Source organism: Bradyrhizobium sp. BR 1433 (assembly GCF_051547665.1).
GTDB lineage: Bacteria > Pseudomonadota > Alphaproteobacteria > Rhizobiales > Xanthobacteraceae > Bradyrhizobium > Bradyrhizobium australafricanum.
Window position 1 is genome coordinate 4,306,879 of sequence record NZ_JBPUGG010000001.1, and the last position, 25,330, is coordinate 4,332,208.

Genomic DNA, 25,330 nt, shown 5'->3' on the forward strand with positions numbered 1-25,330 from the left:
GTGGTTATGGGTCCCGGATCGCGCTTCGCTTGTCCGGGACGACACGGAGTTTGTGGCACGGCCACTGAGTCACGGCTGAGCGTTGACCACCGCCTAGCCGCCTACCCCTTATCCACCGCCCATTCGGCGCCGTCGATCGCATAGGACGCGTGGCGGAAATCCCTGATCGTCGCGACCTTGTCGGCCGACCAGTCGAGCAGCATGAACGATCGCGGCGGCGCGCCCTGTGCGTTCGGATCGAACACCAGGATCGCCGGACGTCCCTCGACCTGTCCGGTCACCAGGTGCCAGTCGTCGATCTTCGAATAATTGCCGAAGTAGCGCGACACCTCGGCCTTGCCGTTCAGCCGCGTCCGGTTGACGAGCTCGAGCCTGATGTCATCGGCGATCATGGCGCGGATGGCGTCGAAGTCGCGGGCGTTGAAATGGCTGACATAGGCGTTGAGCCTGATGCGATCGGCCGGCGACAGGCCGGGCCGCGGCGCGTCGTCCGGCTCGCTGGCAAACTCGCGCAGCTGCGTGCGTCCACGGTGCAGCGCGGCTTTCACCGCGGGCAGGCTGAAATCCATGATGCCGCAGATCTCCTGCAGGGAGCAGCCGAGCACATCCATCAGGATCACGCTGGAACGCTGCGCCACCGGCAGGCGCATGAAGGTGCGCAGGCTGGTCGCGGCGATCTCGCGGCGGCCGACGTCATCAAGCTCTCCGGCCATCATGTCCACCTCCTCCGGCGCGTGGAGCGCTTCCTGGCGGTTGCGCCGCCTGAGGAAATCGAGCGCGGTGTTGTGCGCGATCCGGAACAGCCAGGCTTGCGGATTCTGGATCGGCGCGGCGGACCCGAAGGCTTCCACCGCCTTGATCAGCGCATCCTGCAGCACATCCTCGCCGTCGATGACGGATCCGACCATGCGGGCGCAGTAGCGATGCAGCCTCGGCCGCATCGCCGCCAACAGCGTGTCGACGTCGGTCGCGGCCGGCGCTTGGTGTGGTGACGTCATGATGGCTCCGCCAGATCGGTGCACTGCCCGCCGGTTCACGGCTCATCCAGCATACGATAATTCCCGACAATCACCGCACTGCGAACCAGCGGCGGCTCGGCGCAACGATCGCGGATGCCGTCCTGGAACGCCTGGAACGCGGCCAGTTTCGGGATCGGGCTCGAACCGTCCTCGGCCGTGGTCTCGACCATGTGGATGAAGGTATCGTCCTCCAGCCGCAGGGTCAGATAGCGCACGCCGTCGGGCCTCGCCGCCTTCAGCTCGGCGAACACGGCCGACACCAGCGCGGCATTCTTCTCCGCCATCTCCGGCTTCGCCTTGTACCTGATCAGGGTCCGTCTCATCGCAGCCTCCTTGGCCTGGTTCTGCGGCCTGAACCGGCCGCCTCAGACCCAAGGACGTTTGCGAACCGCCAAAGGATGCGGTCCGGCAAAAAAAACTTCGGCCGCATCCTTTGCCCGTTCCGGTTCGTCCTTGCCGGCGAAGCGCGCCGCAACCTCGCGGCGCAGCAACGGAGAACGACCATGCAGACCCCTCGAGAGCGCGCCGAACAGCGCTGGGTGCTCGGCCTCACCGCGCTGGCATCCTTCATGATGGCGCTCGACGCCATGATCATGACCACGGCCTTCGCCACCATCCGCGCCGATTTCGGAAGCGCCGTGGAGACGCTGCAGTGGACCGTCAACGCCTTCAACCTGACCTTCGCGGTGCTGCTTCTGACCGGCGCGGCGCTCGGCGACCGGTTCGGGCGGCGCAGGATGTTCGCGGCCGGGATCGGCCTGTTCGTCGTGGCGTCGGCGGCCTGCGCGCTGGCCGGCAACGCCGCGGCCCTGATCGCCGCGCGCGCCCTGCAGGGCGCAGGCGCGGCGCTGGTGATGCCGCTGGCGATGGCGATCCTGAGCGGCGCGTTCGGCCGGGAGGAGCGCGCCCGCGCGCTCGGCATTTTCAGCGGCATCACCGGATGCGCGCTGATCATAGGTCCCGCGATCGGCGGCTTCATCACCGAACATCTCGGCTGGCGCTGGATCTTCTGGATCAACTTGCCGGTCGGCCTGATCGCGATCGCCCTTGTGATCACGCGCCTGCGCGAAAGTTTTGGGCCGACGGCGCCGCTCGACATCGCCGGACTCACGCTGGTCGCGCTCGCGGCGCTGGCGCTGGTCTGGGGCCTGCTGCGCGGCAACGGCGTCGGCTGGGCCAGCGCGGAAGTGACGGGCGCGCTGATCGCCGGCGTCGCGCTGGCGGCGCTGTTCGTGCTGTGGGAGCTGCGTGCCACAAACCCGATGGTGCCGATGCGGCTGTTCGCGGCACGGCCGTTTGCATCCGGCATGGCCGCAAGCGTGCTGTTCTACGCCGCGATGTATGGCGTGCTGTTCCTGCTGCCGCAGTTCCTGCAGATCGCGCTCGGCTTCGACGCCTTCGGCGCCGGGCTGCGTTTGCTTCCGTGGACGGCGACGCTGTTCGTCACCGCGCCGATCGCCGGCGCCGCGGTCAACCGGTTCGGCGAGCGCACGCTGGTCGTCACCGGCCTGCTGATGCAGGCGATCGGGCTCGGCTGGATCAGCGAGATCGTGAGCCCCGCAGTGCCCTATTCGGCGCTGGTCGCGCCGCTGGTGCTCGCCGGCGTCGGCGTGTCGATGGCGATGCCGGCCGCGCAGAACGCGGTGCTGGGTGCGGTCGCCGTCAGCGAGATGGGCAAGGCGTCGGGCGTCTTCAACATGGGCCGCTTCCTCGGCGGCATGTTCGGTATCGCGGCGCTGGTGGCGAGCTTCTCCGCCAATGGCGCAGCCGATTCATCCGGTCATTTCACCAACGGATTCGCGTCGGCGATGAGCCTTGCCGCAACGCTGTCATTCGCCGGCGCGGTCGCGGGACTGTTCCTGCCGATGCGGCGGCGGGCCGTGGCCGCGGCCGCGCCGCAGGATGCGTGAAGCTTGCGGCGATTGGGTTTTGCTATCGGGCGATCGGGCATTTCGTGTTGGAATGGGGCTGCGAATGAATACATAATCAAACGACGAAGCCGTTCGAAACCGGGAGCGACATCAGATGACGCAAGCGCCGGCCAAACCTCATCGCGTGGTGATCGTCGGCGCCGGCTTCGGCGGCCTGGAAGCCGCTTTCGGTCTCAGAGGGGCGCCGGTCGAGATCACGCTGATCGACCGTCGCAACCACCATCTGTTCCAGCCGCTGCTCTATCAGGTCGCGACCGCTTCGCTTGCCACCAGCGAGATCGCCTGGCCGATCCGATATCTCTTGCGCGACCGGCCCGAGGTGACGACGCTGTTCGCCAATGTCTGCGGCGTCGATGCCGCGGCGAAGCAGGTGCAACTCGACGACGGCGGCGGCATTCCCTACGACACGCTGGTCCTCGCCACCGGCGCCCGCCACGCCTATTTCGGCCACGACGAATGGGAGCCGTTCGCGCCCGGCCTGAAGACGCTGGAGGACGCCACGACGCTGCGGCGGCGCATCCTGGTCGCCTTCGAGCGCGCCGAGCGCGAGACCGATCCGGACAAGCGCGCTGCGCTGCTGACCTTCGTCATCATCGGCGCCGGGCCGACCGGCGTCGAGATGGCCGGCACCATCGCCGACCTCGCCAAGGATACGCTGCCGCAAGACTTCCGTCACATCGACACGCGCAAGGCGCGCGTGGTGCTGATCGAGGCCGGCCCGCGCGTGCTGGCAGGATTTCCCGACGATCTCTCGGCCTACGCGCAGGCGTCGCTGGAAAAACTCGGCGTCGAGGTGATGCTGGGCGAGCCGGTCACCGAATGCTCGGCCGACGGCGTGGTGTTCGGCGGCAAGAGGCTGGAGGCGCGTACCATCGTCTGGGCCGCCGGCGTGCGCGCCTCGCGCGCCGCCGAATGGCTGAACGCGCCGGCCGATCGCGCCCACCGGCTGCAGGTCGAGCCGGATCTGACCGTGCCGGGCCATCCCGATGTCTTCGCCGTCGGCGACACCGTCACGATCAAGGACCCCGACGGCAATCCGGTGCCCGGCATCGCGCCGGCCGCCAAGCAGGAGGGGCGCTACGTCGCCGCACTGATCAAGGCCCGGCTCGACGGCAAGACGCTGCCGCCGTTCCGCTACAAGCATGCCGGCAGCCTCGCCCAGATCGGCAAGAAGAAGGCGGTGATCGATTTCGGCTGGCTCAAGCTGCGCGGCTCGCTGGCATGGTGGATCTGGGGCCTCGCCCACATCTACTTCCTGATCGGCGTGCGGCATCGGATTGCGGTGGCGATGAACTGGCTCTGGATCCACACCCGCGACCAGCGCGCCGCACGGCTGATCACGCAAGGCAGCAGCAAGGTCGCGCAGTAGGTGACTCGGCACTGCGCCATCCTGTTATCCGTCATCCTGAGGAGCGCGGCACGCGCGTCTCGAAGGATCGACGGCCCCGCTAGTGGCCGTACATCCTTCGAGGCTCGCCCAGCGCCGCAATTGCGCCGCAAGGCTCGCACCTCAGGATGACGGATAACAATCTGTGTTAGCCTCTCAGCGCTGTACGCATTCTCACCCCATCACCTGGTGCGGCGAGCGGCCGAACGCGGCCTTGAAGGCGCGGCTGAAATGCGAGACGTCGCTGAAGCCGAAGCTCAGCGCGACATCGGTGACATGACTGAAGCGCCGTTCGGCCAGCGCCTGATAGGCGCCGGCAAGGCGCTGCTGCCACAGCCAGCGGATCGGGGTCGTGCCTTCGCGCGCAAACAGGCGATTGAGCGTGCGCGGCGCCATGTTCTGCGCGGTGGCGATCGCATCGAGATCGAGCCCGGGATCGTCGAGATTGGCCAGCATGTAGGCCTTGACCCGCGCCAGCCTTTCGTCGCCGCGCTGGAGCCCGTCGTCCGTCAGCTCGGTCTGCAGCGTCGTTGCGAAAATATCGAGCGCCGCCGCGCTGAGCCGTATCGCCGCAGGTCCGGCCGCGTCATCGAGCCGCGTCAGCCGGCGGATCAGCGATCCCGCCAGCGCTCCCACTTTCGACGCGTTGCCGACCCGGCGCGCCGTCAGGCGCTGCGCATCCGGCAGGCGTGCGAGCAGCAGCGGCCGCGGGATCGACACCATGATCGCGCGCGCGCTCGGCGCGAATTCCAGCGTGAACGGCTGCGCCTGGTCATGCAGCATCAGATCGCCCCGGCGCATGTGGACGTCGCGGCCGCCCTGGGCGAAGCTGACCTCGCCGCGCAGCGTGAGCCACAGCATGAAATAGTCGCGCGGATCCCTGCGGACGTCGCTCGCACTGCGCATCACCCGGATGCGGTCGGCGGCCGGCGTCGACGACCAGATGTCGTTGATGGCCAGCGGGCCGAGATGGCGGATCGAGATCGATGCCTGGAACGCCTCGTCGGCGACGCGGCGGCATTCGGTCAGCGAGAATTCGCGGCAGGTGACGTGATGCCAGCGGTCGAAACTGTCACCCGGCGCAACGAGCGTTTGCGCGACGACTGTGTGATCTGGGGTCTGCATCGGACCTTGCTCCCGCCCAACCCGGCAGCGCCATATTCTGCGTCCGGCCCTCCCTTCTGGCAAGCAGAGACCAGCGACTGGCCGGCGCAGCCAAGAACGATCGCGGGAACCGGCGTAGAAATTGTCTCTCACCAGGAGGAGGCACCACATGGGTTACCAATGCGAAATCATCGATCCCGCCCGCACGGTCATGATCGTCGTCGACATGCAGAACGATTTCGTGGCCGAGGGCGCCAAGCTGCGTTCGGCGCAGGCTGCTGCCATGGTGCCGCGGCTGGCGCAGACCCTGAAGGCCTGCCGCGACAAGGGCATCCGCGTCGTCTACACCGCGCATGTGCATCGCCGCGACGGCAGCGACATGGGGCTCTATGACGATCTCTATTCGCCGATCGCCGACCGGTCGTCGCTGGTCGACGGCAGCGAGGGCGTCGAGATCTTCAACGACCTCGCGCCCGCCCCCGGCGAGCATGTCATCAAGAAGCACCGCTACAGCGCGTTCTTCGCCACCGATCTCGATCTCATCCTGCGTGAATGGGGCATCACCACGGTGATCATCTCGGGGACCACGACCGAGAACTGCTGCCACGCCACCGCGCGCGACGCCATGTTCCACAATTACAAGGTCGTCTTCCTGTCGGACGCGACCGGCACGTTCGACTATCCCGATGTCGGCCAGGGCGCGCTGTCCGCCGACGAAGTACACCGCGCCACGCTGACGATCCTCGCATTCTCAACGGCACATGTGATGACGGCGGCCGAGATGCTGGCGCGGGTGAAGGTGGCGGGTTCGAAGGCGGCGTAGCGAGTTCACGAACAGCGCATCGCACATTCGGTCTGCCTCTCCCCTTGTGGGAGAGGCCGGATCGCATGAAGCGAAGCGCAATGCGATCCGGGTGAGGGGTTGCGGTCTCTCCGGTCCGTACGCCGTGTGGAGAGATACCCCTCACCCCAGCCCTCTCCCACAAGGGGAGAGGGAGCGCAGCAGCATTCGCGGCGAAGAGCTCACTTCACCAGTGAGCAGCCGCCATCGGCCAGCGGGCGGAACGCCTGGTCGGCCGGGATGGTCGTGATCAGCTTGTAATAGTCGTAGGGGTACTTCAACTCCTCGGGCTTCTTCACCTCGAACAGATACATCGGGTGGATGACGCGACCGTCCTGGCGGATCGCGGTGTCGCCGAACAGCTTGTCCTTGCCCTTGAAGGTCTTCATCTGCGGCACCACCGCCTTGGCGTCGTCGCTGCCGGTGGCGGCAACCGTGTTGAGGTAGGCGAGCGTCGAGGCGTAGACGCCGGCCTGGTTGCCGCTCGGCATCTTGCCGTTCATGCCGGGACGCGCGGCGAAGCGCTTTGCGAACGCGCGGGTGTCGTCGTTCATGTCCCAGTAGAAGGCTTCCAGCAGCTGCAGGCCCTGCGCCACCTTCAGGCCCATGCCGTGGATGTCGTTCACGAACAGCAGGAACGCCACCATGGTCTGGCCGCCCTGCTGGATGCCGAACTCGGCCGCCTGCTTCACCGCGTTGATGGTGTCGCCGCCGGCATTGGCAAGCCCGATCACTTTTGCTTTCGAGCTCTGCGCCTGCAGCAGGAACGACGCGAAGTCCGAGGTGCCGAGCGGATGCTTGCTCGAGCCCAAAACCTTGCCGCCGTGCTTCTCGATGTAGTTGGTCGCTTCAGCCTCAATGCCTTTGCCGAGCGCATAATCGACCGTCACGAAATACCAGTCCTTGCCGCCACGCTGCATCATCGCGGCCGCGGTGGTGTTGCCGGTGGCCCAGGCGTCGTTGACCCATTGAATGGTGTTCGGCGAGCAGGCCTTGCCGGTGAGGTCGGAGCTCGCGGTCGACGACGCCAGGAACGTCATCCTTGAGTCGCGCAGGATGGTGTTGATGGCGAGCCCGACCGCCGAGTTCGGCACGTCGACGATGGCATCGACGCCTTCGACATCGAGCCATTTGCGCGCGATCGCAGAGCCCACGTCGGCCTTGTTCTGGTGATCGGCATAGACGATCTCGACCTTGATGCCCTTGCCGCCGCCGCCAAAATCTTCCGCGGCCATGCGCGCGGCTTCCACCGAACCCATGCCGTTGGTGTCCTGGAAGATGCCCGAAATGTCGTTGAGCACGCCGACGCGGACCACGTCGCCGGAAATCTCCGCGCGTGCGCTGCCCGCGGCGCAGGCCAATGCCAGCGCAAGTCCAATCGTAGATCGCCCAACCCCGAAGCCCCTCATCGTCTCCCTCCCATGTTTCCTCAATCGACCTTTTGCTGGTCTTGAGCGTCTCGTCAGGCCGGCGTGATCTCGACCGGCAGGCCGCTGAGTCCGCGCAGCGTGTTGTTGAAAAGGCGCTTCGGCTCGCCGGTGATGTCGATCCTGGCGACACGACGCGCCAGCGCCGCCATCATCACCTCGCCTTCGAGACGGGCGACGAGCTGGCCGACACACATATGGATGCCCGAACCGTAGCCGACGTGGCCCGACGTACGACGGGTGATGTCATAGCTGTCGGGCGCTTCCCAGCGGCGCGGATCACGATTGGCCGCAGCGAGGAACATCAGCACCTTCTCGCCTTCAGGAATGCTGGCCCCACTGAGCTCGACGTCGCGCGTCGTGGTGCGGAAGAAAGTCTGCACCGGACTTTCGAACCGCACGGCTTCCTCGAAGGCGTTGCGCGCCAGCGTCGGATCGGCGCGTAGTTTCTGGAATTGGTCGGGGAAGCGGGCGAGGCAGTAGACGGCGGCGCCGATGCCGTTGACGGTGGTGTCGAGACCGGCCGACAGCAACGAGCGCACCAGCAGCGGCGCTTCGGTCGCGGTAATGGCGCCGGTATCGACATGGGCGTGAATGCAGGCGCCGATGCCGCCCGGGGTGAGATTGTCGCGCTGGCATTGCTCGGCAACATAGGCCTGATGCGGCGCCGAGCGCTCGATCGCCTCCTTGCGGAGCTCGTTCGGCGGGCCGAAGGCATTGAACACCAGACTGGCGTAGGGCAGCAGATGCTCGCGGCCCTCCGGCCTCAGGCCGAGCGCATCCGGGAAGATCGACAACGGATAGGCTTCCGCAAGGTCCGTGATCGCGTCGAACCTGCGCTTCTCCAGCAGCGCGTTCGAGACGGGCCTCCGCGGCGGCGGCAAATTGCCCGCGAAGCTGCTTCATCACGGTCGCCGACAACACCGTGCTCAGCACGGCGCGGGTCCGGGTATGGGCGGGCGGGTCGGCCTCCAGGATCAGGCTCGCCGGCCGCCACGGCTTCTCCTTGGAAAAGTCGCTGAGGCCGACGCCGCGGCTGGAGCAGAAGGTCGCGGGGTCGTTCAGCACCGCATGGACCTCGGCGTAGCGCGCAACCCCATAGACATTCCACTTGTCGAGATAGACCACCGGCCCGGCCTCGCGCAGCCGCTCATGGGTCGGGAATGGGTCGGCGAAGAACTCGAGCGCGAACGGATCGATGTCGAGATGCGGGACGGACGCAGCTTCTGTTGCAGTCATCGGGACCTCCCGAGGTTTGATCTTGTCAACACGGGCCGCATATCTATTGCTCCCGGACAGTTTCGCAGCGATGATTTGAGAGATGAGCAGCCAGCCCCTCCCCCGAAAGCCCCGCCGGCCGAGACCGGCCGATCCCGCAGACGCCAGTGACGGCCCGCTGCTGGACCTTGATCGCTATGTGCCGGCGTTCATCACCTTCATCGGCAACAAGCTGTCGAACAGCGCCACCGCGTTTTACCAGAAGAATTTTGGCGTCAACGTCACCGAGTGGCGGATCATCTCGCAACTGGCGATCGAGCCGGGGATTCCCGCTTCCCGGATCTGCCAGGTGATCGGCTTCGACAAGGGGCCGGTCAGCCGCAACCTCGCGGCATTGCAGAAGCGCGGCCTGCTGACGATCCGCACCGCGCCGGACGACGGCCGCACCCATTCGATCACGCTGACCGCGCGCGGCCGCGCCGTCCACGACAAGGTCATCGTCGCAGCGCTGGAGCGCGAGCGGCGGCTGCTGGCCTGCCTGAAGAAGGACGAGCGCGAGGTGCTGATCGAGCTGCTGCGCCGGCTGCACGAGAATCTCGGCGCCGTGACCGGGCAAGGCACGACCTGACGGCGCAGCCGTGCCATGGGCGCCGCGCTGCGCCCCCACAGTATTCGCCCGATCTTCCATGCGTGCCGTTCGCGCCGTGCTGCGCAACATTCTCCTCCCAAACGCGTGGCCGTTGACCGGCCCTGTCCCTATGGGTGCGGAAACTCGCACAGCTTAGTTGCTATGGCAACTAAAAACGCAGCCGCGTGCAGCGCGGCAAGTGGAAGCAGCGGGGACCTGGCGGGTTGGACAGCTGAAACTTGGATGATCCGTGCCACAAACGCGGTGTCGTCCCGGCCTCCGAGCCGTGACCCATAACCACAAATGCTGATTATCGCATGTCGGCGGAACGACGAACTTTGTTCACATTTCGGCCGCGGAGTATGGGTGCCTGCTTCCGCAGGGACGACGGCAGTGTACGCGGCGCGCTGCTGGCGCGTCAGATGCACAAATCGCCTCACACGCCCGCGCAGGCGATCGCCTCACCCGACCCGTCGTCCTCCAATACCGCCACTGCTGCGGCGCGGCGGGTCAGCACGGCGCGCTGGTTGATGTAGCCCTTGTCGGTGATCTCCCCGCCGTCGACCGAGGCGGGCTCGGCCAGCAGCAGCGCACGGGTGGCATGGCCGGAGGAATGGCCGCCTTGCGCCTTGAGCCGTGCCAGCCCCTGCCCGATCGCGGAACGGACCGCCGGATGGCCGATCGCCTCGCGGGGGTCGGCGCTCTCGGGCAGCCCTGCCAGCGAACGGCAGGCGGCGAGGTTCGGAAACACCAGGAAGCGCACCTCGTCGCGGCCATGGCCGGTGACGACGATGTCCTGCGCGAGCGGCGCCAGCCCCGCGATGCCGGCGACGCGCAAGGTGCCGACGCTGACCCAGGTGCCGGAATTGAGCTTGAAATCCTCCGCCACGCGGCCGTCGAAGAACAGGCCAAGTTCAGGCCGTGCGGGATCTGCGAAGGTGACGGCGTCGCCGATCTTGTAAAAGCCCTCGTCATCGAAGGCCTCAGCGGTGAGCTCGGGCGCCTTCCAGTAGCCCGGCGTGACGTTGGGCCCGCGCACGCGCACCTCGAGCTTGTCGCCCGACGGCACCAGCTTGAGCTCGGTGCCGGGGATCGGCACGCCGATATTGCCGGAGCGTTTGGCCAGGAAGTGGCAATCGGTCGCCAGCGGCGAGGTCTCGGTCGAACCCCAGGCCGACACCATCGGCAACCGGCGGCCGACCGTCCGCAGCGACAAGTCCTCCAGCGCGTCCCACAGATTCTGCGGCAGCGCCGCGCCGGCATAGAAGGCGAATTTGGTGTCCTCGAAGAATTTTCTGCGCAGTTCCTCGTCGGTGCGCAGCGCCGCGATCAGCATGTCGAAGCCGCGCGGCACGTTGAAATAGACCGTCGGCACCACGCTGCGCAGGTTGGCCAGCGAGGTCGCGAACAGCCCGGGCGCCGGCTTGCCGCCGTCGATATAGAGCGTGCCGCCGTTGCGCAGCACCAGATTGAAATTGTGGTTGGCGCCGAAGGTGTGGCTCCAGGGCAGCCAGTCCAGGATCACCAGATCATCGCGCGACTGCTCCAGGAACGTCCAGGTCTGCGCCTTGGCCTGCTGGCTCGAGGTCAGCATGCGCTGGGTGTTGATCACGGCCTTCGGCATGCCCGTCGAGCCCGAGGTGAACAGGAATTTTGCGATCGTGTCCGCCGTCACCGCCGCGAACGCCTTGGCGACCCCGAGCGCTTCCGGCGTGGCAGCGACGGTACGGAACGACAATGCGTCGGCGTCGTCCGGATTGCCGCTGACGATGGTTGCGCGATGCAGCGGCTTGATTGCGGCAAGCGCCGCCGCGAACGGCCTTGTGCTTGCGACGTAGATCGCGCCGGGGTCGAGCAGCTCGATCATGCTCTTCAGCTTGTCGAAGTCTTTCGACATCAAGGAATAGGCCGGCGAGATCGCGGCCGAGGGCACGCCGACATGCTGCGCGGCGAGCGCGAACAACGCGTGATCGATGCCGTTGTCGGAGAGGATGACGAGCGGACGTTCCGTGCTCAGCCCTTGCGCCAGCACCCACGATGCGGCCCGCCGCACGACGCCGAGCCCGTCGCGATAGCTGACGGTGCTCCAGGGCGCCTCGGCATTGGCGCGCTCGCCGAGAAAGATGCGATCCGGCGCCTGCCGCGCCCAATGCTCCAGCCAGTCGCCGACGCAGCGGGCGCCTTGCTTCAGCGGCGTGGTGGAGCGGACCAGGATGCTGCCGTCGTCGCGGCGATCCGCAACGATCGCGGGCGTCGCGAACAGGCTGCTCGGATTGTCTCCGCCGGCGGCGGCCATCGTCATGGTTTCCTCCTCGCCCAAGTCTTGTCACCCAAGTCTTGTCCCCCGTGTCTTATCGGGATCGCGCCGCAACATGGTGCGGTGCCGCGATCCCGGCCGGGCTCTTTGGCCATAATGTTGCGGACATCAATTGTTGTCGTCAACAACAATCTTTCCCTCCCGCCTTGGGCGCGCTAGCCTGGGCTCATGGCGAGCCGGCAAAAGACATCGCGCAAGGCGGCAGGAACGGCAGCGGCGATCCGCCGCCCCCGGTCGCACAGAGCAAATGGCGCGGCGGCCGGCGACGACATCGGCCTCGACGCGCTGGTCGGTCACGCCGGCTATGCGGTGCGGCGCTTCCAGCTCTGGATCTTTCAGGACTTCATCAAGACGCTGGCGACGGTCGATATCCGCCCAACCCAGTATTCGGTGATCACCGTGATCGGGGCCGATCCGGGCCTCGGCCAGATGGCGGTGGCAAAGCGGCTCGGGATCGAGCGCGCGCGGCTGGTGCATCTGCTCGACAGCCTGGAAGACCGCGACTTCGTCAGCCGCGTCCCCTCCGCGACCGACCGCCGCTCCCACGCGCTGCATTTGACTGCGCGCGGCAGGACCGCGCTGGCGCAGTTCAAGCGGCTCGCCGCCGAGCATGAGCGGCATGTCGCCGAGAAGATCGGCAAGGAAAATCGCAAACAGCTGCTGCAGATCCTCGCCTGCTTCACCTGACCTCGCGACGAGATTTCGGCTTGACCAGCCTTGCCTTTAAATTGGGCAGATGCTCTCTCATACCGGCCTGCCTCCGTTCCCGACGAGCATTTCAAGCAACTGATATTGTGCAATAATCCGTCTCGCGGCGGACGCGGGCGAATTGTACACAATGGCACATTGCTTGCTTCGATCAGGCTGCAATTCCCTCGCGGATGGCGTCCGACGCCTCCCGCTCACGAGATGAGGCCAAGCACGTGACTGAAACTGTCGCCGCGATCGTCGCCGCGCACCGCGCCGGGACCATGACGCCGGCCCAAACCGTGGCGCGCAGCTACCAGCGCATCCGCGAGCACAACGATCCCGCCATCTTCATCAGCCTGCGCGACGAGAAGGATGCGCTTGCCGAGGCCGAGCGGCTCGCCGATCCGACGTTGCCGTTTTACGGCGTGCCGGTCGCGGTGAAGGACAATATCGACGTCGCGGGCCTGCCGACCACCGCCGCCTGCCCGGCGTTCTCCTATCTGCCTGAGCAGGATTCCACCGTGGTCGCGAAACTGCGCGCGGCCGGCGCCGTCATCATCGGCAAGACCAATCTCGACCAGTTCGCCACCGGCCTGGTCGGCGTGCGCTCGCCCTACGGCATTCCCAGGAACCCGGTGCGCGGCGATCTGGTGCCGGGCGGATCGAGCTCGGGCTCCGCGGTCGCGGTCTCCGCGGGCCTGGTGCCACTGTCGCTTGGCACCGACACCGCGGGCAGCGGCCGCGTGCCGGCGATGCTCAACAACATCGTCGGGCTCAAGCCGAGCCTCGGGCTGATCTCGACCACCGGCGTCGTGCCGGCCTGCCGCACGCTCGACTGCGTCTCGATCTTCTCGCTCACCGTCGACGACGCACAGGCCGCGCTCGCCGTGATGTCCGGGCCGGATGACGCCGATCCGTACTCGCGCGACCGGCCGCTGGCCCCGCTGGCGAGCTTTCCGGCGAAGCTGAAGCTCGGCATTCCCCGAACCGGCCAGTTGAAATTCTTCGGCGATCGCGAGGCCGAGAAGGCCTATGGCGAGGCGTGCAAGCGCTGGCAGGCGCTCGGCGCCGATCTCGTCGAATTCGACCTCGCGCCGTTCTACGAGACCGCGCGGCTGCTCTATGAGGGCCCCTGGGTCGCCGAGCGCTATCTCGTGATCCGCGACCTGCTGGCGTCGTCGCCCGAGGCGGTCCATCCGGTGACGCGCGAGATCACCGTCGGCGGATCGCGTCCGACTGCCGCGGACACTTTTTCTGCGCTGTACCGCCTCGAGGCGTTGCGCCGCATTGCAGAGCGCAGCCTTGCGCAACTCGATGCTATCGTGCTGCCGACCGCCCCGACCGTCTATTCCACCGCTGACGTGCTCGCCAATCCGATCGAGCTGAACTCGCGGCTCGGCACCTACACCAATTTCGTCAATCTGCTCGATATGTGCGGCCTGGCGCTGCCGGCCGCGATGCGGCCCGACGGCGCGCCGTTCGGCATCACGCTGCTCGCCCCCGCCGGCCGCGACGCCGAGCTTGCCGGCATCGGCCGCGTGTTTCACGCCGACACCGGACTGGCGCTCGGCGCCAATTCACTTCCGCAGCCGCCGCTCACCGCCACACCGACGCAGGCCGGCTCCGACGACATCACCATCGCGGTGGTCGGCGCGCATCTCTCCGGCATGGCGCTGAACCACGAGCTGACGACGCTCGATGCGCGCCTGCTGGAAGACGCGGTCACCGCACCGGACTACAGGCTCTACGCACTCGACACCACGCCGCCGAAGCCCGGCATGCTGCGTGTCGAGACCGGAGCGGGTCATGCGATCAAGCTCGAACTATGGGCGATGTCACCGGCAGCATTCGGAACATTCGTCGCCGCGATCCCGCCGCCGCTGTCGATCGGTACGATCAGGCTCGCCGACGGACGGCAGGCCAAGGGCTTCATCGTCGAGCCCGCCGCGATCCAGGGCGCGAAGGATATTTCATCCTATGGCGGCTGGCGCGCGTTCATGGCGGAGAGGGCGGCCGTATAGCAACGAGGAACATGACGGCAGACTAGGCCGACTTGCGCCAGGCGGCCTCGTTCTTCTTCTCGTAATCGTCGAACGCCTTGACGAGACCGGAAAGAACCTCGGCGGAGGTCTCGAACATCGCCGCCAGCTGCGGTTCATCCACCTTGCGGATATCCGCACGCAAATGGGTCACCGTTTCCTGCAAACGTTGCTTCATCTTTTGGGTGTGATGCCGGGGATCCTTTTCGGAGGAGGCCATCGCTTGCTCCTGATCTGCTGTAGACCGGAAGTAACGAGCGCCATTCGCGCGAGTTCCTACACCGACACCGCGTAGGTCTCGTATTCCCCGCGCACCTGCTCGATATGGGCGCGCATCGCCGCGGCGGCGCCTGTTTTGTCGCCGCGCATGATGGCGACGACGACGCGGTCGTGCTCGGCGTGGGATTTTGCCAGACGCCCGAGGTTGCGGAACTGGGCGCGGCGGAACGGCTGCACGCGCACCCGCGTCGCCAAGGTGATCTCGGCGATGTAGGCATTCTGCGAGCCTGCATAGATCGCGTTGTGGAAGCGCTCATTGACCTCGTGGAACCGCTCGGGATTGCCGGTGTAGCTCAGCACCCGCAACTCCTCGTGGATCGCCTCCAGCGCGTGGCGCTCCGCGGCCGTCATTCGCTCGGCGGCGAGGCCGGCGCAGATCGCTTCCAGCTCGGCCATCGCCTCGAACATGCCGGTGAGCCGTTCAAGCGAGGGCCGCGCCACCACGGCGCCGCGATGCGCGCGGGCATCGATCAGGCCGCTGGCGGCAAGCTGCCGAAGCGCTTCGCGCACCGGGGTGCGCGAGACGTTGAAGCGGCGCGCAAGGTCGGTCTCATCGAGGCCCGCGCCCGGCGGCAGCGTGCCGCGCACGATCTCGTCGGCAAGCTGCAGCCGCAGCTCTTCGGCACGGGTGACCTTGTCGACCAGCGACGATGGCCGATCGATGCGGCGCAGCGCCGGCTCAGACTCGGTGCCCGGCGGTTGCGGCGCGCGGGTCGGAAGATCATCCAGGCTCATCCTCAAGCGCCCTTCAAGCACCTTTGGGTTCGTCGATGACGCTGACATGGGCGGCGACGATTCTCCAGCCCTCGGGAAAGCGAATCCACGTCTGCATCTGCCGCCCCACTCTACCCGGTGCGCTGTCCCGGTAGAACAGCGTCGAGGCGATCGCGGTGTCACGGCCATAGGTCGTGATCACGGTCCGCTCGATCTTGCGCATCAGCCCGACCGGCGAGCGCCCAGCGCGAAACGCCATGATCTCGGCATAGCCATAGAGGTTCTCGCCAATGCCGTAACGCAGCGTGCGGCGGTCGTCGCGGAACAGCTCGTCGAGCACGGCGACGTCGTTCGAGACCAGCGCCTTCTCGTAGCGCTCAAACTGCGCCGTGACCTCGGCGACCACATCAGGAAGATCGATTTCCATATCAGAGTCCTCTCGGCGCCGGCGCGGCCGCAACCTCCATCTGTTCCAGCGCGTAGGCGACCCGCAGCGCGACGTCCTCGCGCCAGGGCGCCGCGATGACCTGCACGCCGATCGGCATCGGTTCGAGCGGCACCGGCACGGCGACCACCGGCAGGCCTATGAAGGAGATCGGCTGGGTGTGGATGCCGATATTGGCGCGTACCGGAAGCTCGACGCCGTCGAGCGTGAAATTGGCCTGGCCGATCTTCGGCGCGGTGCACGGCGTCGCCGGCGCCAGGATCACGTCGACCGACTGGAACAGCTCCAGCATCCTGGCGCGATACCAGCGGCGGAATTTCTGCGCCTTGTCGACATAGGCCGCCGGGATCATCGCGCCCGCAATGAGACGGTCGCGCACCGCCGGATCGAAATCGTTGGGACGCTTGCGCAGGCGATCGAGATGCAGCGCGGCACCCTCGGTCGTGGTGATGATGTAGGCCGCGGCGCGAGCGCGCGCCGCTTCGGGAAGCTCCACGGTCCGCGTGGCACCGAGCGCCTTCGCAATACGCGCGACCGCCTCTGCCGCCTCCGGAAACAGATTCTGCTGGAAATAGCCGCCGGCGATCGCAACCCGCAGCCCGCGGACATCATTGGCCAGCAACGGCACGGTCGGCTCGACCGACTGCACGATGCAGGCCGGATCATCGGCATCAGGCCCCTGCATGGCGTCATAGGCGAGCGCGAGATCCTTCACGCTACGCGCCAGCGGGCCGAGATGATCGAGGCTGGCGACGAACGGATAGGACCGCGCGCGCGACAGCCGGCCGTAGGTCGGCTTCAAACCAAACGTGCCGCAGAATGACGACGGCACGCGGATCGAGCCGTTGGTATCGGAGCCGAGCGCGATCGGCACCAGCGCGCCGCCGACGGCGCTGCCGGAGCCGCCGGAGGAGCCGCCGGTCATCCGGGCCGGATCATGCGGATTGCGCGACGGGCCGTCATGCACGTTCTCGCCGGTGAAGTCGTAGGCGTATTCGCCCATGTTGAGCGCGCCGACCAGCACCGCACCGGCCGCTTCCATCCGCTCGATCAGCGTCGCATCGCGCGGCGACGGCGGCAGGTCGCGGTTGATCTTCGAGCCGGCGCGGGTCGGAAGCCCCTGCACATCGAGCAGGTTCTTCACCGCGAACGGCACGCCGGCGAGCGGGCCGACCGGCTGACCGGCGGCGATCGCGGCATCGACCGCGCTGGCCCTGGCGCGCGCACGATCGGGGGTGACGTCGGTGAAGGCGTTGAGGACCTTGTCATGCGCTGCGATCCGCGCGAGCGCAGCCTCGGTCGCGGCAAGAGCCGTGATCTTGCGGCTCGATACGGCCTGCGCGATCTCGGCGGCCGACATGGAAGCGGGAGTTTCGGACATCGGGGTCTCAGGTCGAATAGACGGCGGCCGACACGACGTCGTCCGGCAGCGGGAAGTCATCGACCAGCCGCGCCAGCCGCAGCGAGACGTCGAGATTGGCGCGCACCGCGGGACGCCAGGCGTCCTCCAGCGGCAACGCCATCGCGCGGGCGACGGCGTTCATATAGTCGTCGAGATGATCGGTCATTTCGCTCCCAATAACGATTTTGCGCATGATCTCCGCGCAAACGCATTCCGCGTTTGTCGCGAGGAAAAACCGGTCCTCACTTTTCCGGATCATGCGTCAAGACACCGGCAGCGGCGGATGCGGGATCGCCGTCAGCAGCTCCCTTGTATAGGCATCCTGCGGATTGCCCAAGACGTGTTCGGATGTGCCCTGCTCCACGATGCGACCGGCGCGCATCACGATGACGCGATCGCACAGCAGGCGCACGACATTGAGGTCGTGCGACACGAACAAATAGCTCATGCCCATCGACTGCTTGAGGTCCTGCAGCAAATTGAGCACCACCGCCTGCACCGAGACATCGAGTGCCGCGGTCGGCTCGTCGAGGATCACGAGCTTCGGGTGCAGCGCGATGGCGCGCGCGATGCCGACGCGGGCCTTCTGGCCGCCGGAGAGCTGGTGCGGGAAGCGATCCAGCAGATTGACCGGCAGGCCGACCAGCCGCGCGAGCTCCTCACAGCGGGCGCGGAGCGCGTCGCGCCCGCGGATGTCACCCAGCTGCATGATCGGATCCGCGATGGCGCGCGCCGCGGTGAAGCGCGGATTGAGGCTGTCGGTCGGATCCTGAAACACCATCTGGATCTGGCTGCGCCGCGGCAGCCGCGCGAACGACTGCGGCGCGATGCCGCCGATCTCCTCGCCATCGAACATGATGCGGCCGGAGGTCTGATCCATCAGGCGCATCACCATCATCGACGTCGTCGACTTGCCGCAACCGGATTCGCCGACCAGCCCGACGCTCTCGCCATGGTCGATCGAGAAGCTGATGCCGTCGACCGCGCGGAAGGTCTCCTCCTCGACCGGCGGCTTGCGCCCGAACAACTTTGCCAGCATCCCGCCCGCGCCCTGGCGCGGATATTCCTTGACGAGCTTTTCGACTGATAGGAGAGGCTCCATCCGCCCCCTCTCCCCGTTCTTTACGGGGAGAGGGTTGGGGTGAGGGGCCGCATCCGCAGGCACGGCCCGTGGAGGGTCCCCCTCACCCGCCACGCTCTGGCGCGCGAGTGCGCTGCCGAGCGTGTCGGCCTCTCCCCGCACGCGGGGAGAGGCAAGCGAATCCTCCTCCGGCAACAGATCCCGTAGCGACACCCCGAGCCGCGGCGTCGCGCGCATCAGCTTCCTGGTGTAGGCATGCCGGGGCGCGGCGAAGATGTCGGCCGACTTGGCGGTCTCGACCACACGGCCCTTCTCCATCACGACGACGCGGTCGCAATAGGCGGCGGCGAGGCCGAGGTCATGCGTGATCAGGATCGTCGACATCGCCCGGCGCCGGGTCAGCTCGACGATCAGGTCCATCACCGCCTTCTGGGTGGTGACGTCGAGCCCGGTGGTCGGCTCGTCGGCGATCAGAAGCTGCGGATTGCAGGCCAGCGCGAGCGCGATGACGACGCGCTGGCACATGCCGCCCGACAGCTCGAACGGATAGGCGTGGTAGCGCTCGCGTGCGCGCGCGATCTTGACCTGCTCCAGCGCCTCGATCGCCTTCTCGCCGCGATCGGTGACCTGCGCCTGCTGCACATGCTGGCGCAGCACGTCCTCGATCTGGTGACCGACCTTGCGGATCGGATTGAGCGCGGCGCGCGGGTTCTGGAAGATCATCGAGACTTCGCGGCCGCGCAGATCGCGCATCTGGCTCTCCGAGGCCGCCTTGACGTCGATGCCGGAAAACATCACCGAGCCCTCGGCGATCCGGCCGGCGCGATCGAGGATGCGCATCACAGCATAAGACGTCACCGACTTGCCGGAGCCGGACTCGCCGACGATGCCGACGGTCTCGCCCTTGCCGACTGATATGTTGACGTGCTGCACCGCCTTGACGATGCCGCGGCGGGTGGTGAACTCGACCGTGAGGTCGCTGACGTCGAGCAGCGGCTGGGCGGTCATGCGCGCCTTCCGTTATAGGGTGCGTCATCCAAAAATCCGCAAAACAACCCCATGCAAAGTAGCGAAGCGGTATTATGACACCGTATCGAGATCATCATCACGTCCTCCGCTGCGGGTCGACGATGTCGCGCAGGCCGTCGCCGAGCAGGTTGAAGCAGAACACCGCGATCATCAGCGCAAGGCCCGGGAACAGCGCGATCCACCATTCGCCCGACACCATGAAGCCGGCGCCCTCGGCGACCATGATGCCCCACTCGGCGGTCGGCGGCCGGACGCCGAGCCCGATGAAGGACAGGCCGGCGGCGTTGAGGATCGCATAGCCCATGGTCAGCGACATCTGCACGATCATGATCGGCATGATGTTGGGCAGGATGTGCCCGAGCAGGATGCGGTATTCGCCATTGCCCGACAGCCGCGCCGCCTGCACGAAGCCGGCATTGCGGCGGACGTTTGCTTCTGCGCGTGCGACGCGGGCATAGAGCGGGAAGTTCACGATCGCGGTCGCGATGATGATGTTCTGCACGGTGTTGCCGAGCGCCGCGACGATGCCCATCGCCAGCACGAACAGCGGAAACGCCATGATGGTGTCGGCGATGCGGCCGACGATGCGGTCGGTCCAGCCGCCGAAATAGCCGGCGGCGATGCCGGCCAGCCCGCCCATCAGGAACACCAGCACCACGGAGGCGACCGCGATGAAGGTGTCGAGCCGCGTCGCGACGATGACGCGGCTGAAGATGTCGCGGCCGAGTTGGTCGGTGCCGAACCAGTGCGCGGCGGACGGCGGCTTCAATGCTGCCGCGGTGTCGGAGGCGAGCGGGTCGTACGGCACCACGTAGGGCCCGAACAACGCGGCAAACAGGATCAGGACCAGCAGCGCGAAGGCAAAGCCGGTGACCTTGTTTTCGCTCAGAACGTAGCGGGTCTGCTCAAAGGCCGCGGCAAGCCCCGACGTGCGGGCGGGACCTGCGGGTTCGACGGTTGGAGCTACGGTGCTCATGCTCTAGCCCTCCAGCCTGACACGGGGATCAATGATGCCGTAGAGGATGTCGATCATCAGATTGAGCAGCACGTACATGACCGCCATGGTCAGCACGAAGCCCTGCACCGGCGCGAAGTCGGACGCGATCAGCGCCTCGACCGCGTAGGAGCCGATGCCGGGCCAGGCGAACACCTTTTCCACCAGCACGTTGGCGCCAAGCAGGAACGAGAACACCATGCTGAGCGTGGTGATGACCGGCAGCATCGCGTTGCGGAAGGCGTAGGTGACGATCACCTTGCCGGGCGACAGGCCGCTGGCACGCGCGGTGCGGACGAAGTCGGACGCCAGCACCGCCAGCATCGAGGCCCGCGTCATCCGCGCGATCGGCGCCAGCGAGAAGATCGCGAGCGTCACCGCCGGCAGGATCAATTGGCTGAGCGCGGAACGAAACGCCTCGAAATCCCGCGCGATCAGCGTGTCGACGAGATAGAAGCCGGTGACGGTCGGCGGCGCGCTGGCGAACACGTCGAGCCGGCCGAGCGGCGCCGGCGACCAGCCGAGCCGGAAATAGAACACATAGACCAGCACGAGCCCGGTGAAGAACACCGGCAGCGACACGCCGGCCGTGGTGGTGACGCGGCAGAGATGGTCGATCCAGGAGCCCGGCCGCGTCGCCGCCAGCACGCCGAGCGGGATCGCGATCACGATGGAGACGACGAGGCCGAGCAGAGTGAGCTCGGCCGACGCCGGCAGGCGGCTGCGCAGTTCGGCTGCCACCGGCTGGCCGGTGGTGAGCGATGAGCCGAGATCCCCGTGGGCGAGATCGGTGGTGTAGCGCACGAACTGCTCGATCAGCGGCTTGTCGAAGCCGAGCTTCTTCCGGATCTGGTCGACCGCCTCCTTGGTGGCCGCGGGACCAGCAAAATACGCCGCGGGATCGCCCGGCAGCGCACGCGTCAAAAGGAACGTCACGATCACGACCCCGATCAGCGACGGGATCGCGAACAGCAGCCGCTTGCCGATCATCGCAAGCATGAGCGCCTCACCCCTTCGCCATCGCGCGATAGTCGAGGCGGCGGTGGAACCAGTATTGGTAGCCGGTCACGTTCTTCTGCATCGCGACGTTGACGAAGGGCTGATAGAGCGGGATGCGCGGGATGTCGGCGAAGGCGAGATCGACGAAGCCCTTCACGTCGGCGTCGTAGGCCGCGGTGTCGCCATTCGCGGCGGCGATGCGCGCGCCGTCGATGAGCTTGTCCATCTCTGATGACTTGTAGCTCATCGTGTTGAAGATCGAATTGTTGCCGTGATAGCACCAGTAGAAGAAGTACTCGGGATAATCGAGCCAGCCCGAGAACACGTTGGTGAACAGCGGCATTTCCTTCTTGGTGAGCTCGGTGCGCCAATTGGCGCCGGGCACCTTGTTGATCGTGGTCTTGATGCCGAGCTGCGCCAGACTCTCCTGCACCAGCACGCAGAGCGGCTCGTTGACCCCGGCGAAATTCAGGTCGAACGAGATCGTGGTCTCGAAGCCGTTGGCGTAGCCGGCTTCAGCGAGCAGCGCCCTGGCCTTCTCCATGTCGGTGAAATATTTCGTCGGCTGCGGCCAGGCGACCTGGGTCGGCTTGTCCTTTACCGCGCCGAACATCGGGTTGGCGAGACCGAACAGCACCGCATCCATGATCTTCTGATACGGCATCGCGTAGGCCATCGCCTGCCGAACCTTGGGATTGTCGAACGGCGGCTTGGTCACGTTCATGCCGATATACTGGATGCCGTTGGAGAACGGCAGCGAGACCACGTTGAGCTTGCCGTTCGTCTTCATCTCCTGGAAGTCCTTGAACGGCAGCTCGTAGGAGATATCGGCATCGCCGCGCTCGAGCAGCGCTCGGCGGTTGCCGGCCTGCGGCACCATGCGCCAGATCACGCGCTTGATCTTCGGCAGTGGACCGCAGACCCAATCGTCGTTGCGTTCCATGACGACTTCGGTGCCGGCGGTCCACTTGGTCACCTTGTAGGCGCCGGAGCCCGCGGTCTGCTGCTTGGTGAATTCAAGACCCCACGGATCCTTCTCGCTGGCGTTCTTCTTCACCAGCTCGGAGTTGACGACGCAGGGCACGATGACAGCGAGGTCGGGGATCGTGAGCTTGTCCTTCCTGAGGAAGTCGACGCGCACCGTGGTGTCGTCGACGACCACGAACTGCTCGGGCTTGGTCAGCGAGCCCGCGCTCATCTGGAAGGTCGGGAAGCCGCCGACGCTGACGGCACGGTCGAGCGACCATTTGACGTCCTTCGCCGTGACAGGCGTGCCGTCATGGAATTTGGCGTTCTTGCGCAGCTTGAAGGTGACCGACATGTCGCCGATGTTGAAGTCCTCGGCGAGCTCGGGCTTGAACTTGTCGCGATCGTAATAGGGCACGCCGCTAGGGCCGCTCTTCATCTCGTGGCTGATCAGCCGGTCGTAGCAATTCCACGACACCTCATAGCCGGGCACGTTGGTGCCGATGCCGTGGATATCGAGATTGTTGGGCCCCCCCTCGGAGACGATCAACAGCGTCTCGGAGCGCGCATCGGCCTTGGCCGGCGACCAGATCGCCGGCGCGGTCGGCGCCAGCGCCCCCGCTGCCAGTCCGGACACCGATTTGAGGAAGTCGCGACGCTTCATGTGATGCTCCAACGCCTTGGGAAACGGCCTTGGAACTCAGATCGCAAGGATTGTGCCAACCCTTAACGAAACCTTATGAGGCGCTAACTAGTTGTAAAGACATGAGAATTACTAAAGGTACCCTGATCTAGCGCAGATGAACGCGTAGACGTTGCATACAAAGGAAGGTCTAATGCTCAATAAACGAGCACAACCCGAGCGCTGCTCGCTTTCTGGCCGACGGCCGAGAACGTGCCGACGGAATTGTGCACTTTGCTCACCCCAAGCCGTGGATAGACGTTGAAAAACAACGGGTTGAATCTTTTTGTGATGCGCTGATTTCCGGGCTCCGGTTATGATTCCTACAGGTTGTTACAACCTGATTCGATCAACCGGAGATTCTCCATGAGCGACAAGGTAGCGGAGGTCGATCTTCCTGACAGGGTGGACGTCACCCTTGAAAAGATTGACTTTGACCACGGATTTTACGGCGACGATGAGACACCTCATCGGACGTACTTTGAATTCCGCCTACACATTGACGAGGGGCACTTCGATTTCCCGGTGACGATGACCGACCCCTACAAGGACCTTGCTGATCTTGAGAAGCAAGCATGGTCACAAGCTTACCTACTCCTGCGCAGCTTTGCCGAGCTGATAAAGCGTAGGTCGGCGTTGCCAGAACTAAAATTCCGATAGGCTCACGCTTCATTTAGCCGGCCTCTTCCGGCTAGGAGCAGGGCCTTTTGCGCGCGACTTTTGCTTCGCGATCTTGCCCAGCCTCTCATTGAACCGCTTTTCGCTGTCGTCCGCTTCGAGGTCGCGGGCTGCCTCGCGGAATTTTTGAACCTGCGATTTTGACTTTGGCATGTGATGTCCGATCTGACGAAGCCGCCGCCATACTCCTACATCGCCTGCATTGATGAAGCAGGCGATCCGGGGATTCGCCGCGTTCGCCCACTTGATCCAGGGGGCGGCAGTGAGTGGTTTGTCCTTGGTTGCTCGCTGATCCAGGTAAAGAGCGAAAGCCATCAGGTGGACTGGGTTCGCAAGATTCTCGATGAGCTGCGCATGAAGCAGCAAACCGTGCTGCATTTCCGCGATCTAGATGAATGGCGAAAGCCCATTGCGTGCCAGTTACTCGGTGGCATCAATGCCGTTCGATGCTTTGCGATGCTTTCGAATAAGACGAATATGAAGGGGCACCGAAACCTACGCGCGGCATCGAGAAGCGAAGGCATTGGCATCGATCAGGTCTTCTACAATTGGTGCCTGCGAATCATCTTGGAGCGGGTGACCGATTTCGTTTATCGCCATTCGATCCGAGCCTATGGAGAGCCGCGCCACGTCAAAATAATCCTAGGTGAACGCGGCACCCACAGCTACGCGCGGGCGACGTGGTACGGCCAAATGCTGAAAGATCAGAGTAAGGCGGGAACGACCTACCTCTCCAAACGAACGATTAATTGGGAGGTTTTTGACTCTCGCCTAATTCAGGTATCGCAACCCCAAGTGAACGCCGGGCTTCAACTCGCTGATATCATCGCCAGTTCGTTCTTTCAGGGCGTCGATATTCTTCCGCCTACAATTTTCAACACACACAACGCGCGTTTACTTAAGCCTCGAATAGCCGAGAAGGATGGTGTGATTGAAAACTTCGGCGTGACACTCTTGCCCTTCAAATATTACGAAGCACACCTTCAACCAGAGCAAATAGATCTGCTCGAATACTACGGCTTTCACCGCTCCCGTTTTCACACCCGACGATGAAAAGAAGCGGCAGGCCCCGGCCTTGTCGCCACTAACGGAGATATGTAGGTCGCTACCGCGAGCGGCCTTGTCCGTTAGCTGCCTCTGACGCGCGTGTCTTCGGCCCAAGGTAGTTCCGGCGTATCCTGCCGCAACGATCAGTACCAGATTCTATACATTGAATCAATAGGTTACTAACCCATTGACCGCGAATCACTTTTCGCGCTGAGCGAAATCAAACTCTAATTGTACGCCCTTAGCGAGCATTCGATTCGCTCGCCGTTCCAGCTTACCGGGACGGTGAGCGATCAGCGGCACGATACGTGAGTTCGCTTGCCGGTCACACCACGAATGGCTTTCTCAGCACGATCCTGATCGTCCACGCCAAGCGCGACACGGTTGCTGTAGCGGAAATCAAACTCCGCCAG

Annotated in this window: 22 protein-coding genes and 2 pseudogenes; 8 read left to right on the forward strand and 16 right to left on the reverse strand. The window is 65.4% G+C overall.

What is annotated here, in order from left to right:
* Window positions 1-101 precede the first annotated feature (101 nt).
* Window positions 102-998: a sigma-70 family RNA polymerase sigma factor gene (locus ACSKB9_RS21000; RefSeq protein ID WP_438075436.1), complete on the reverse strand. Its 897-nt coding sequence runs from the start codon at window positions 996-998 to the stop codon at window positions 102-104.
* A gap of 35 nt (window positions 999-1,033) precedes the next feature.
* Entirely contained in the window at window positions 1,034-1,342 is a 309-nt protein-coding gene (locus tag ACSKB9_RS21005; protein ID WP_057019474.1) for a hypothetical protein, read from the reverse strand.
* 180 nt (window positions 1,343-1,522) lie between these two features.
* Between ACSKB9_RS21005 and ACSKB9_RS21010 the strand changes: the two genes are divergently transcribed.
* Together ACSKB9_RS21010 and ACSKB9_RS21015 are read left to right on the forward strand one after the other, a co-directional pair.
* On the forward strand, window positions 1,523-2,929 hold the full coding sequence (locus ACSKB9_RS21010) for a DHA2 family efflux MFS transporter permease subunit (protein WP_438075438.1): 1,407 nt from the start codon (window positions 1,523-1,525) through the stop codon (window positions 2,927-2,929).
* A 115-nt stretch (window positions 2,930-3,044) separates the two neighbouring features.
* A complete protein-coding gene (locus ACSKB9_RS21015; protein WP_438075440.1) occupies window positions 3,045-4,319 on the forward strand; it encodes an NAD(P)/FAD-dependent oxidoreductase in 1,275 nt (424 codons plus the stop codon).
* A 192-nt stretch (window positions 4,320-4,511) separates the two neighbouring features.
* Here the strand turns inward: ACSKB9_RS21015 and ACSKB9_RS21020 are convergent, their stop codons facing one another.
* Window positions 4,512-5,462, reverse strand: a complete 951-nt coding sequence (locus ACSKB9_RS21020) for a helix-turn-helix domain-containing protein (RefSeq protein ID WP_438075442.1) — start codon at window positions 5,460-5,462, stop codon at window positions 4,512-4,514.
* Between the two features lie 148 nt (window positions 5,463-5,610).
* Here ACSKB9_RS21020 and ACSKB9_RS21025 point away from each other — a divergent pair, with 148 nt between their 5' ends.
* Window positions 5,611-6,264, forward strand: coding sequence for an isochorismatase family protein (locus tag ACSKB9_RS21025; protein WP_438075444.1), 654 nt, complete (start codon window positions 5,611-5,613; stop codon window positions 6,262-6,264).
* Between the two features lie 200 nt (window positions 6,265-6,464).
* Here the strand turns inward: ACSKB9_RS21025 and ACSKB9_RS21030 are convergent, their stop codons facing one another.
* Both ACSKB9_RS21030 and ACSKB9_RS21035 read right to left on the reverse strand, forming a co-directional pair.
* Entirely contained in the window at window positions 6,465-7,691 is a 1,227-nt protein-coding gene (locus ACSKB9_RS21030) for an ABC transporter substrate-binding protein (protein ID WP_438075446.1), read from the reverse strand.
* Window positions 7,692-7,744: 53 nt separating this feature from the next.
* Window positions 7,745-8,948: pseudogene (locus tag ACSKB9_RS21035) on the reverse strand (cytochrome P450).
* Between the two features lie 82 nt (window positions 8,949-9,030).
* Between ACSKB9_RS21035 and ACSKB9_RS21040 the strand changes: the two are divergent.
* Window positions 9,031-9,555, forward strand: a complete 525-nt coding sequence (locus ACSKB9_RS21040; RefSeq protein ID WP_082653966.1) for a MarR family winged helix-turn-helix transcriptional regulator — start codon at window positions 9,031-9,033, stop codon at window positions 9,553-9,555.
* Window positions 9,556-9,991: 436 nt separating this feature from the next.
* Here the strand turns inward: ACSKB9_RS21040 and ACSKB9_RS21045 are convergent, their stop codons facing one another.
* Window positions 9,992-11,857 (reverse strand): feruloyl-CoA synthase, encoded by a 1,866-nt coding sequence (locus ACSKB9_RS21045; RefSeq protein WP_438075448.1) that lies wholly within the window; start codon window positions 11,855-11,857, stop codon window positions 9,992-9,994.
* Between the two features lie 183 nt (window positions 11,858-12,040).
* Here ACSKB9_RS21045 and ACSKB9_RS21050 point away from each other — a divergent pair, with 183 nt between their 5' ends.
* Window positions 12,041-12,559: a MarR family winged helix-turn-helix transcriptional regulator gene (locus ACSKB9_RS21050; protein ID WP_438075450.1), complete on the forward strand. Its 519-nt coding sequence runs from the start codon at window positions 12,041-12,043 to the stop codon at window positions 12,557-12,559.
* 194 nt (window positions 12,560-12,753) lie between these two features.
* Window positions 12,754-14,583, forward strand: a complete 1,830-nt coding sequence (atzF, locus tag ACSKB9_RS21055; RefSeq protein WP_438075451.1) for an allophanate hydrolase — start codon at window positions 12,754-12,756, stop codon at window positions 14,581-14,583.
* Window positions 14,584-14,605: 22 nt separating this feature from the next.
* On the opposite strand, the gene ACSKB9_RS21060 is transcribed toward atzF, so the two are convergent.
* The 9 genes from ACSKB9_RS21060 to ACSKB9_RS21100 form a co-directional block, all read right to left on the reverse strand.
* On the reverse strand, window positions 14,606-14,821 hold the full coding sequence (locus ACSKB9_RS21060) for a hypothetical protein (protein WP_438075453.1): 216 nt from the start codon (window positions 14,819-14,821) through the stop codon (window positions 14,606-14,608).
* Between the two features lie 56 nt (window positions 14,822-14,877).
* A complete protein-coding gene (locus ACSKB9_RS21065; RefSeq protein WP_438075455.1) occupies window positions 14,878-15,615 on the reverse strand; it encodes a GntR family transcriptional regulator in 738 nt (245 codons plus the stop codon).
* Window positions 15,616-15,628: 13 nt separating this feature from the next.
* Window positions 15,629-16,021, reverse strand: coding sequence for an oxalurate catabolism protein HpxZ (gene hpxZ / locus ACSKB9_RS21070; protein ID WP_310882356.1), 393 nt, complete (start codon window positions 16,019-16,021; stop codon window positions 15,629-15,631).
* Between the two features lies 1 nt (window position 16,022).
* Complete coding sequence (locus ACSKB9_RS21075; protein WP_438075457.1) at window positions 16,023-17,420, reverse strand: AtzE family amidohydrolase; 1,398 nt, start codon at window positions 17,418-17,420, stop codon at window positions 16,023-16,025.
* 7 nt (window positions 17,421-17,427) lie between these two features.
* Window positions 17,428-17,607: a DUF4089 domain-containing protein gene (locus ACSKB9_RS21080; RefSeq protein WP_018269566.1), complete on the reverse strand. Its 180-nt coding sequence runs from the start codon at window positions 17,605-17,607 to the stop codon at window positions 17,428-17,430.
* A gap of 96 nt (window positions 17,608-17,703) precedes the next feature.
* Complete coding sequence (locus ACSKB9_RS21085; RefSeq protein WP_438075459.1) at window positions 17,704-19,530, reverse strand: dipeptide ABC transporter ATP-binding protein; 1,827 nt, start codon at window positions 19,528-19,530, stop codon at window positions 17,704-17,706.
* Window positions 19,531-19,627: 97 nt separating this feature from the next.
* On the reverse strand, window positions 19,628-20,527 hold the full coding sequence (locus ACSKB9_RS21090) for an ABC transporter permease (protein ID WP_253588692.1): 900 nt from the start codon (window positions 20,525-20,527) through the stop codon (window positions 19,628-19,630).
* Between the two features lie 3 nt (window positions 20,528-20,530).
* Window positions 20,531-21,544 (reverse strand): ABC transporter permease, encoded by a 1,014-nt coding sequence (locus tag ACSKB9_RS21095; RefSeq protein WP_438075462.1) that lies wholly within the window; start codon window positions 21,542-21,544, stop codon window positions 20,531-20,533.
* 7 nt (window positions 21,545-21,551) lie between these two features.
* Window positions 21,552-23,174: an ABC transporter substrate-binding protein gene (locus tag ACSKB9_RS21100; protein ID WP_438075464.1), complete on the reverse strand. Its 1,623-nt coding sequence runs from the start codon at window positions 23,172-23,174 to the stop codon at window positions 21,552-21,554.
* A 384-nt stretch (window positions 23,175-23,558) separates the two neighbouring features.
* On the opposite strand from ACSKB9_RS21100, the gene ACSKB9_RS21105 reads away from it, so the two are divergent.
* Both ACSKB9_RS21105 and ACSKB9_RS21110 read left to right on the forward strand, forming a co-directional pair.
* Window positions 23,559-23,852 (forward strand): hypothetical protein, encoded by a 294-nt coding sequence (locus tag ACSKB9_RS21105; RefSeq protein ID WP_438075466.1) that lies wholly within the window; start codon window positions 23,559-23,561, stop codon window positions 23,850-23,852.
* A 174-nt stretch (window positions 23,853-24,026) separates the two neighbouring features.
* On the forward strand, window positions 24,027-24,923 hold the full coding sequence (locus ACSKB9_RS21110; RefSeq protein ID WP_438075468.1) for a DUF3800 domain-containing protein: 897 nt from the start codon (window positions 24,027-24,029) through the stop codon (window positions 24,921-24,923).
* Between the two features lie 268 nt (window positions 24,924-25,191).
* Here the strand turns inward: ACSKB9_RS21110 and ACSKB9_RS21115 are convergent.
* Window positions 25,192-25,330, reverse strand: a pseudogene (locus tag ACSKB9_RS21115) (IS1595 family transposase); the annotation flags it as partial.

Bases quoted from the DNA above. Each gene is read 5' to 3' on its own strand.
- ACSKB9_RS21105 (WP_438075466.1), top strand. From the start codon at position 23,559: ATGAGCGACAAGGTAGCGGAGGTCGATCTTCCTGACAGGGTGGACGTC.
- ACSKB9_RS21000 (WP_438075436.1), bottom strand. From the start codon at position 998: ATGACGTCACCACACCAAGCGCCGGCCGCGACCGACGTCGACACGCTG.
- ACSKB9_RS21020 (WP_438075442.1), bottom strand. From the start codon at position 5,462: ATGCAGACCCCAGATCACACAGTCGTCGCGCAAACGCTCGTTGCGCCG.
- ACSKB9_RS21080 (WP_018269566.1), bottom strand. From the start codon at position 17,607: ATGACCGATCATCTCGACGACTATATGAACGCCGTCGCCCGCGCGATG.
- ACSKB9_RS21015 (WP_438075440.1), top strand. From the start codon at position 3,045: ATGACGCAAGCGCCGGCCAAACCTCATCGCGTGGTGATCGTCGGCGCC.
- ACSKB9_RS21085 (WP_438075459.1), bottom strand. From the start codon at position 19,530: ATGACCGCCCAGCCGCTGCTCGACGTCAGCGACCTCACGGTCGAGTTC.
- atzF (WP_438075451.1), top strand. From the start codon at position 12,754: ATGGCGTCCGACGCCTCCCGCTCACGAGATGAGGCCAAGCACGTGACT.
- ACSKB9_RS21030 (WP_438075446.1), bottom strand. From the start codon at position 7,691: ATGAGGGGCTTCGGGGTTGGGCGATCTACGATTGGACTTGCGCTGGCA.
- ACSKB9_RS21005 (WP_057019474.1), bottom strand. From the start codon at position 1,342: ATGAGACGGACCCTGATCAGGTACAAGGCGAAGCCGGAGATGGCGGAG.
- ACSKB9_RS21045 (WP_438075448.1), bottom strand. From the start codon at position 11,857: ATGACGATGGCCGCCGCCGGCGGAGACAATCCGAGCAGCCTGTTCGCG.
- hpxZ (WP_310882356.1), bottom strand. From the start codon at position 16,021: ATGGAAATCGATCTTCCTGATGTGGTCGCCGAGGTCACGGCGCAGTTT.
- ACSKB9_RS21010 (WP_438075438.1), top strand. From the start codon at position 1,523: ATGCAGACCCCTCGAGAGCGCGCCGAACAGCGCTGGGTGCTCGGCCTC.
- ACSKB9_RS21075 (WP_438075457.1), bottom strand. From the start codon at position 17,420: ATGTCCGAAACTCCCGCTTCCATGTCGGCCGCCGAGATCGCGCAGGCC.
- ACSKB9_RS21040 (WP_082653966.1), top strand. From the start codon at position 9,031: ATGAGCAGCCAGCCCCTCCCCCGAAAGCCCCGCCGGCCGAGACCGGCC.
- ACSKB9_RS21100 (WP_438075464.1), bottom strand. From the start codon at position 23,174: ATGAAGCGTCGCGACTTCCTCAAATCGGTGTCCGGACTGGCAGCGGGG.
- ACSKB9_RS21050 (WP_438075450.1), top strand. From the start codon at position 12,041: ATGGCGAGCCGGCAAAAGACATCGCGCAAGGCGGCAGGAACGGCAGCG.
- ACSKB9_RS21090 (WP_253588692.1), bottom strand. From the start codon at position 20,527: ATGAGCACCGTAGCTCCAACCGTCGAACCCGCAGGTCCCGCCCGCACG.
- ACSKB9_RS21095 (WP_438075462.1), bottom strand. From the start codon at position 21,544: ATGCTTGCGATGATCGGCAAGCGGCTGCTGTTCGCGATCCCGTCGCTG.
- ACSKB9_RS21110 (WP_438075468.1), top strand. From the start codon at position 24,027: ATGTCCGATCTGACGAAGCCGCCGCCATACTCCTACATCGCCTGCATT.
- ACSKB9_RS21025 (WP_438075444.1), top strand. From the start codon at position 5,611: ATGGGTTACCAATGCGAAATCATCGATCCCGCCCGCACGGTCATGATC.
- ACSKB9_RS21065 (WP_438075455.1), bottom strand. From the start codon at position 15,615: ATGAGCCTGGATGATCTTCCGACCCGCGCGCCGCAACCGCCGGGCACC.
- ACSKB9_RS21060 (WP_438075453.1), bottom strand. From the start codon at position 14,821: ATGGCCTCCTCCGAAAAGGATCCCCGGCATCACACCCAAAAGATGAAG.